This is a genomic window from Pseudomonas sp. 44 R 15, from assembly GCF_900004965.1.
Taxonomy (GTDB): Bacteria; Pseudomonadota; Gammaproteobacteria; order Pseudomonadales; family Pseudomonadaceae; genus Aquipseudomonas; species Aquipseudomonas orientalis_A.
Genome location: NZ_CVTU01000087.1, coordinates 7,282 through 14,807, shown reverse-complemented (window position 1 = coordinate 14,807; position 7,526 = coordinate 7,282). Strand labels below are relative to the sequence as shown.

General features: G+C 59.3%; 6 protein-coding genes. All 6 read left to right on the top strand.

Annotation, left to right across the window (positions count from 1 at the left end):
• On the top strand, nucleotides 1–1,279 hold a 1,279-nt coding region (locus BFP93_RS11305; protein ID WP_141687969.1), incomplete at its 5' end, for an RHS repeat-associated core domain-containing protein.
• Entirely contained in the window at nucleotides 1,276–1,686 is a 411-nt protein-coding gene (locus BFP93_RS11300; RefSeq protein WP_065893140.1) for a hypothetical protein, read from the top strand. The genes BFP93_RS11305 and BFP93_RS11300, both read left to right, overlap by 4 nt.
• Before the next feature lie 534 nt (nucleotides 1,687–2,220).
• A complete protein-coding gene (locus tag BFP93_RS11295) occupies nucleotides 2,221–2,463 on the top strand; it encodes an exodeoxyribonuclease VII small subunit (protein WP_003176346.1) in 243 nt (80 codons plus the stop codon).
• Nucleotides 2,460–3,347 (top strand): (2E,6E)-farnesyl diphosphate synthase, encoded by an 888-nt coding sequence (gene ispA, locus BFP93_RS11290; RefSeq protein ID WP_065893139.1) that lies wholly within the window; start codon nucleotides 2,460–2,462, stop codon nucleotides 3,345–3,347. The genes BFP93_RS11295 and ispA overlap by 4 nt, the downstream gene beginning before the upstream one ends.
• Before the next feature lie 110 nt (nucleotides 3,348–3,457).
• Nucleotides 3,458–5,356 carry a 1-deoxy-D-xylulose-5-phosphate synthase gene (gene dxs, locus BFP93_RS11285; protein ID WP_065893138.1) on the top strand — a complete coding sequence of 633 codons (1,899 nt, stop codon included), beginning with the start codon at nucleotides 3,458–3,460 and terminating at the stop codon, nucleotides 5,354–5,356.
• Between the two features lie 141 nt (nucleotides 5,357–5,497).
• Nucleotides 5,498–7,372 carry a TonB-dependent receptor domain-containing protein gene (locus BFP93_RS11280; RefSeq protein WP_065893137.1) on the top strand — a complete coding sequence of 625 codons (1,875 nt, stop codon included), beginning with the start codon at nucleotides 5,498–5,500 and terminating at the stop codon, nucleotides 7,370–7,372.
• The last annotated feature ends 154 nt before the right edge of the window (nucleotides 7,373–7,526 follow it).

The window sequence follows — 7,526 nt, the reverse complement described above, 5'->3', positions numbered from 1 at the left end:
AAACCGCCTGCACGCCCACGCCGTCACCCAGCAAGGAAACCACCTTTACCAACGCCAATACGACTACGACAAAGCCGGCAACCTCGCCCGCCTGATCGACACCCGCAAAGGCGAACACCGTTACCGCTACGACCCACTAAACCGCCTGACCCGCGCCGATCACTCGCAAGACGTACAGGAGCGTTTCGGCCACAACCCCGCCGGCAATTTGCTTATGCAAGACAGGCCGGGGCCGGACATCGTGGCGGGCAATCGCCTGATGATCCAAGGCGGTCACCATTACGACTATGACGCTTTTGGAAATCTAATAAGAGAACGGCGTGGCAAGGGTCATGCACTCGTCACCGAGTACCGCTACGACTGCCAGCACCGGCTGATCGGCCTCACCAAGCCCAACGGCCAAACCGCAAGCTATCGCTATGACCCGTTTGGTCGACGTATCAGCAAAACCATAGAAGAGAAAACCACAGAGTTCTTCTGGCAAGGCGACAAGCTGATCGCCGAACACCATGCGGAACGTCATCGCAGCTACCTCTACGAACCCGACAGCTTCCGCCCGCTGGCACTGCTGGAAGGCTTCGGGCCGGAAGACGTAAAGCCCTACCACTACCAACTCGACCACCTCGGCACACCGCAGGAACTCACCACGCCCGACGGTGAAATCGTCTGGTCCGCGCACCACCGCGCCTACGGCGAAATCAGCCGCCTCGACGTAGGCAAAATCGACAACCCACTACGTTTTCAAGGCCAGTACTTCGACCAGGAAAGCGGCCTGCACTACAACCGGCATCGCTACTACAATCCGGATATTGGTCGTTACCTGACGCCCGATCCGGTGAAGTTGCCAGGAGGGATCAATGCGTACCTATACACGCTCAATCCTACGGGGTGGATTGATCCGCTGGGGCTGGCGTGTACGCGGGACAATTGCCCGGGACGGCAAAGCCAAACCTCTCCTCGATATGGAGAAGAACCGCCGAAGGTAGGGAGTTCAACTCATTCCGCCACCTACGAGCAAGCATTGAACAAAGCACTTGAGTGGTTACTGGAAAATGACTTTCGGGCGGAAAAAACAAAACTAGGAAAATTTGGCGAGCGCAAAGGTCAGCCCATCGGCATGCAAACGACTGATGCAAGGACAGGTTATCGTGTTGAATATGACGAGAGGCATGGCGCTCACATTAATGTATGGACTCACAAAAAAAATGGCCCCCACTACACCTTTGAGGGCACGTCAAAAACTGTACTTCAACTCACAAAGAGGTTTGCAAAAAAATGAGCTATCTTGACGAAGAAATAATCAAAGACCTCAACCGGCTGAATATCGAATTCGATATCCCAGCAGAAGTCGAACACGACTTAATTGTTGAAAAAATTAATGCAACCGTTCCTTTCTCCGGAAATCAAATAGCTTGGAGCCTATTTAAGGAAAACACCTATGTCGGCCCCTCCTCATTACGACCTACGTTAGAGATGCTAGAGAAAAAAATAAAAGCAGCCACTACACGCGATGTAATTTTCATCGGCGACGCAACCGACAACGCTTATTCAATTACATGCAGAGACCTCATGCAATCACTGCAAACTTTTTCAAAAATACCCCAGCATACTTACATACTTCAAAAACAGCTTGATTGGATTGCCTGTATTTCATTTGAGGGCGACGTTGATTTTGCAAGAATATAGCTTATGCGAAAAGCCAACCTATATTGCTTAAAAAATTTGCACTCTACCAACAACCATCTATCAAGATTAAATTAAATATAAATAAACAATGTTTCTTCTGACCAAAGCATTGAATTTATTGAGCTCACGACAAAGAAACTCGGCTTTGTGAAATTGAGCGAAACCGCCATTCATCCATACCCAACAAACACGTGAACACGGCTTCAGCCGCGCTGCTGCCTATTAAACTCTGAGAAATTGCTCCAAGGGAGCCAGGAGCCATGAGCCAAATCTGCTGCACAATCGGCTCATCAAATGAGCCGAATAGCCCCCCCTATTCGGCTCACCCAGGCGCTCCCTCATGGATCACCCCACTGAATCTGGCCACACGGCACCTGACCTACCATAAAAAAATGCTAATAGGCCTCCCCGGAGGCGGCCGCAGCACGTGTTATCAGATCAATCCCACCTACGAGCAACAGCCCCCACTCATTTGCCCCAATCCCCCATGTCTGCTAGTGTCGCGCCGGTTTACCGTCTACCGGAATTGCCGCCATGGCCCGCAAAAAAGTTGCACTCGATTTCGAACAATCCCTCGCCGACCTGCAAACCCTGGTCGAGCGTCTGGAGAACGGCGAGTTGTCGCTGGAAGACTCGTTGACGGCGTTTGAGCAAGGCATCGGCCTGACGCGTGACTGCCAGAGCGCGTTGGCGCAGGCTGAGCAAAAAGTGCAGGTGTTGCTTGAGCGCGATGGGGAGTTGGCCGAAGAACCTTTCGATGCGGAACAACCCGAATGATCGATGCGTATCAGGCCAGTAGCCAAGCCCGGGTAAATGCGGCGCTGGAGCCCTTGTTTGTTGCGCCGAGCCCGGAAATGAAGCGGCTTTACGAGGCCATGCGCTACAGCGTGATGAACGGTGGCAAGCGGGTGCGCCCGTTGCTGGCGTATGCCGCGTGTGAAGCGCTGGGTGCGCCAGCCGAGCAGGCCAATGGCGCGGCCTGTGCGGTAGAACTGATTCACGCCTATTCCCTGGTACATGACGATCTGCCGGCGATGGACGACGACGATCTGCGTCGCGGCCAGCCGACCACCCATAAAGCCTTTGATGAAGCCTATGCGATCCTGGCCGGTGATGGCCTGCAGAGCCTGGCGTTCAGCGCATTGCTGGACCCGGCGCTGAGCAGCGTCAACGCCGAGACCCGCCTGCGCATGGTCACCGCGCTGGCCCTGGCCGCAGGCCCGGCCGGGATGGTCGGCGGGCAGGCGATCGACATGGGTTCGGTCAGCCTCAAGCTGGATCAGCAAGCCCTGGAACACATGCATCGTCACAAGACCGGCGCGCTGATCGAAGCTGCCGTGCAACTGGGCGCCCTGGCCAGTGGCCGGGCTGAAGCGGCGCAATTGGCGGCGCTGCAAACCTATTCACGGGCTGTCGGCCTGGCCTTCCAGGTGCAGGACGATATCCTCGACGTGGAAAGCGACACCGCCACCCTCGGCAAACGCCAGGGCGCCGATATCGCGCGGGACAAGCCAACCTATCCTGCGCTGCTCGGGCTTGCGGCCGCCAAGGCCTACGCCCTGGAGCTGCGCGATCAAGCCCTGGACGCCCTGCGACCTTTCGACGCGGCGGCTGAGCCGTTGCGTGATCTGGCGCGGTATATCGTCGAACGTCGCCACTGACAGCTGCGGCCATAAGCGCCGCAAATCGGCCAAGTTCGCCCCTCTGCGTGGGCAGTTTGCAATGCTTGAGGTAAACTGCCGCCTCTTCTATACCTATAACGATTCGCCTGATGCCCACGACGTTCCAAGAGATTCCCCGCAAGCGCCCGTCCACGCCCCTGCTCGACCGCGCTGCCACGCCGGACGGCCTGCGTCGACTGGGTGAAGCCGAGCTGGAAACCCTGGCCGATGAACTGCGCCTGGAATTGCTCTACACGGTCGGCCAGACCGGTGGGCATTTCGGTGCCGGGCTGGGCGTGATCGAGCTGACCATCGCCCTGCACTACGTATTCGACACCCCGGACGACCGGCTGGTGTGGGACGTGGGCCACCAGGCGTATCCGCATAAAATCCTTACCGGCCGTCGCGAGCGCATGGCCAGCCTGCGCCAGAAAGACGGTATCGCCGCCTTTCCACGGCGTTCGGAGAGCGAGTACGACACCTTTGGCGTCGGCCATTCCAGTACCTCCATCAGTGCAGCGCTGGGCATGGCGATTGCCGCCCGCCTGCAAGGCAGTGAGCGCAAGGCGATCGCGGTGATCGGTGATGGCGCGCTGACCGCGGGCATGGCCTTCGAAGCGCTGAACCATGCGCCGGAAGTGGATGCCAACATGTTGGTGATCCTCAACGACAACGACATGTCGATTTCGCGCAATGTGGGTGGTTTGTCCAATTACCTGGCGAAAATCCTCTCCAGCCGCACCTACGCCAGCATGCGCGAAGGCAGCAAGAAAGTGCTGTCGCGTCTGCCCGGCGCGTGGGAAATTGCCCGTCGCACCGAAGAATATGCCAAGGGCATGCTGGTGCCCGGCACCTTGTTCGAAGAGTTGGGCTGGAACTACATCGGCCCGATCGACGGCCACGACCTGCCCACCCTGATCGCCACGCTGCGCAATATGCGTGACCTCAAGGGCCCGCAGTTCCTGCATATCGTCACCAAGAAGGGCAAAGGCTTCGCCCCAGCGGAAGTCGACCCGATCGGTTACCACGCGATCACCAAGCTCGAGCCCCTGGACGCCCCCGCCGCCGCGCCGAAAAAGGCCAGCGGGCCGAAATATTCCGGCGTGTTTGGCGAATGGCTGTGCGACATGGCCGCCGCCGACCCGCGCCTGGTAGGCATTACCCCGGCGATGAAGGAAGGCTCCGACCTGGTGACCTTCAGCGAACGTTTCCCGCTGCGCTATTTCGACGTGGCGATTGCCGAGCAGCACGCGGTGACGTTCGCCGCGGGCATGGCGTGTGAAGGCGCCAAGCCGGTGGTCGCGATTTACTCGACCTTCCTGCAACGCGGTTATGACCAGTTGGTGCATGACGTGGCGGTGCAGAACCTCGACGTACTGTTCGCCATCGACCGCGCCGGCCTCGTCGGCGAAGACGGCCCGACCCATGCGGGCAGTTTCGACCTGTCCTACCTGCGCTGCATCCCCGGCATGCTGGTCATGACGCCGAGCGACGAGAACGAATTGCGCAAGATGCTCAGCACCGGCCACCTGTACAACGGCCCCGCCGCCGTGCGCTATCCGCGCGGCAATGGCCCGAATGCGGTGATCGAGAAAGACCTGGAGCCGATTGAAATCGGCAAGGGCCTCCTGCGTCGCCAGGGCAGCAAGACGGCCTTCCTGGTGTTCGGCGTGCAACTGGCCGAAGCCTTGAAAGTCGCGGAGAAACTCGATGCCACCGTGGTCGACATGCGCTTCGTCAAACCACTGGATGAAGCCCTGGTGCGCGAGATTGCCGGTAGTCACGAACTGCTGGTGACGGTCGAAGAAAACGCCATCATGGGCGGTGCCGGTGCGGCGGTCAGTGAATTCCTGGCACGGGAGAATATCCTCAAGTCGGTGCTGCACCTGGGCTTGCCGGATATGTACGTCGAACACGCCAAGCCGGCGCAGATGCTGGCTGAATGCGGGTTGGATGAAGCCGGTATCGAGGCCTCGGTGCGCCAGCGTTTGGCGCTTCTGGCCCTGTAGAAACCGGGACTAAATGTGGGAGGGGGCTTGCCCCCGATAGCGGTGTATCAGTACCAGATGTTCTGACTGACACACTGCAATCGGGGGCAAGCCCCCTCCCACATTTTGATGTGTACACCCTTCAAACGCTATGGACAGCCCATGAAACGCCTGAGCCTTGCCCTGCTGCTGCTACCCTGCGCCGATCTGCTCGCCGACACCCGCGATCATGCCTTGAAACTCTCCGACGTGGTCATCAGCGCCAACCGCCAGGTGCAGGCGCGCAATGACAGCAGCGCCGCCAACACCGTATTCACCCGCGCCGATATCGACCGCCTGCAGCCCGACAGCGTTACCGACCTGCTCAGCCGCGTGCCCGGGGTGCAAGTGGCGCCCACCGGTGGACGTGGCAGTCTGCCGGGCATCTACATTCGCGGTACAAAATCGGCGCAGAGTCTGGTGCTGGTGGACGGCCAGCGCATCGCCAATACCACCTCCGGCGACAGCGGTCTGCAATACCTCAACGTCGACCAGATTGAGCGCGTGGAAGTGCTGCGCGGCTCACGTTCGGTGATTTACGGCAGCGATGCGATCGGCGGGGTGATCCAGGTGTTTACCCGACGCAACGCCGAGCAAGGCTTGCAACCCCGGGTGAAGCTGGGCTTTGGCAGCCACCAGACCTGGGAGCGCAGCGTCGGCCTGTCGGGCGGCGATGAACAGACGCGCTTCAACCTGGGCGCCAGCCTGGATGAAACGGCCGGCATCAACTCGAGCCATCAGTCGTTTCCCAGCGACGGCGACCACGACGCCTACCGCAATCAGTCCCTGAGCCTGAACCTCAGCCACTCGTTCAGCGATGCGCTGGAACTGGGCTTCAACCTTTTGGATAACCGCGGCAAGTCGGAGTACGACAACAGCTTCGGGCGCTACGACTTCGCCACCGGGCAAAGCTTCGGCCAGAAACCCTACACCGATTACACCGTCAGCAGTGCCAGCGGCTATGTCGACGCCACCCTCAGCGAAGGCTGGCAGTCGCGCCTGGAGCTGGGCCACAGCGAAAACCGCGACACCAAGCGCGACACCCTAAGCGATGATTTCAGCGTGTTCAATACCTACCGCGACTCGGTCAACTGGCAGAACGACCTGACGCTGAACGAGCGCAACAGCCTGATCGTCGGCGGCGACTGGTACGAAGACCGCTTCCACGGTTCCACCGCGTTTACCGAAGACAGTCGCTGGAACCGTGCCGCCTTCGTGCAGCATCGCTTTCACGGTGAATGGTTTTCCACCGAACTGGGCCTGCGCCGCGACCAGAACCAGCAGTTCGGCGGCCAGAACAGCTGGAGCGGCACGCTGACAGTGCCGATCAACCCTGACAATGACGTGTTGCTCAGCTACAGCGAAGGCTTTCGCGCACCGACCTTCAACGATCTCTATTACCCCGACACGCAGTACAGCAACCCCAACCTGCAGCCTGAGACGTCAAAAAGCTACGAGGTGCAATGGCGCAGCCAACTGGCGAACAGCACACGCCTGGAAGCCTCGCTGTACCGCACCGACCTGAGCGATGCGATCATCCTTGACGGTGGCAAGCCGCAGAACGTGGCATCGGCGCGAATCAATGGTGTTGAAGCAGCGCTCAAGCAGGAGTTGTTTGGCTGGCAAGGCAACCTGGGCGTGTCGTTGATCGACCCGCGTGACCGCGACAGCGGCCATACCCTGGCGCGCCGCGCACGGCGCACGTTGAACCTGGACCTGGATCGGCAGTTCGATAAGGTCGGTGTGGGCGCGAGCTGGCAGGCCATCAGCAGCAGCTACGATGACGAAGCCAATCGTAATCGCCTGGGCGGCTATGCCTTGCTGGGGCTGCGCAGCAGTTGGGCGTTGAACCGCGAGGTTTCGTTGTCGTTGAAGGTCGATAACGTGCTGGACAAGTCTTATGCGCGGGCGAAGTACAGCTACCTCGAGGGGTATCAGAATTATCGCGAAGCAGCCCGGACGTGGATGCTCGGGGTAACCTGGACACCCGAGATTTGAGTTGCCTGAACCGGCGTCATCGCAGCATAGCTGCCAACACAATTCCAGTCCCCCCCAACCGTAACCACGATGCGAAGCGAGCCGCCCTTGATCTTGATCTGCTTTTGATCTCAGGCGCCCCGTTAAACCACGCTGGCCGAACGCAGGCTTGAAT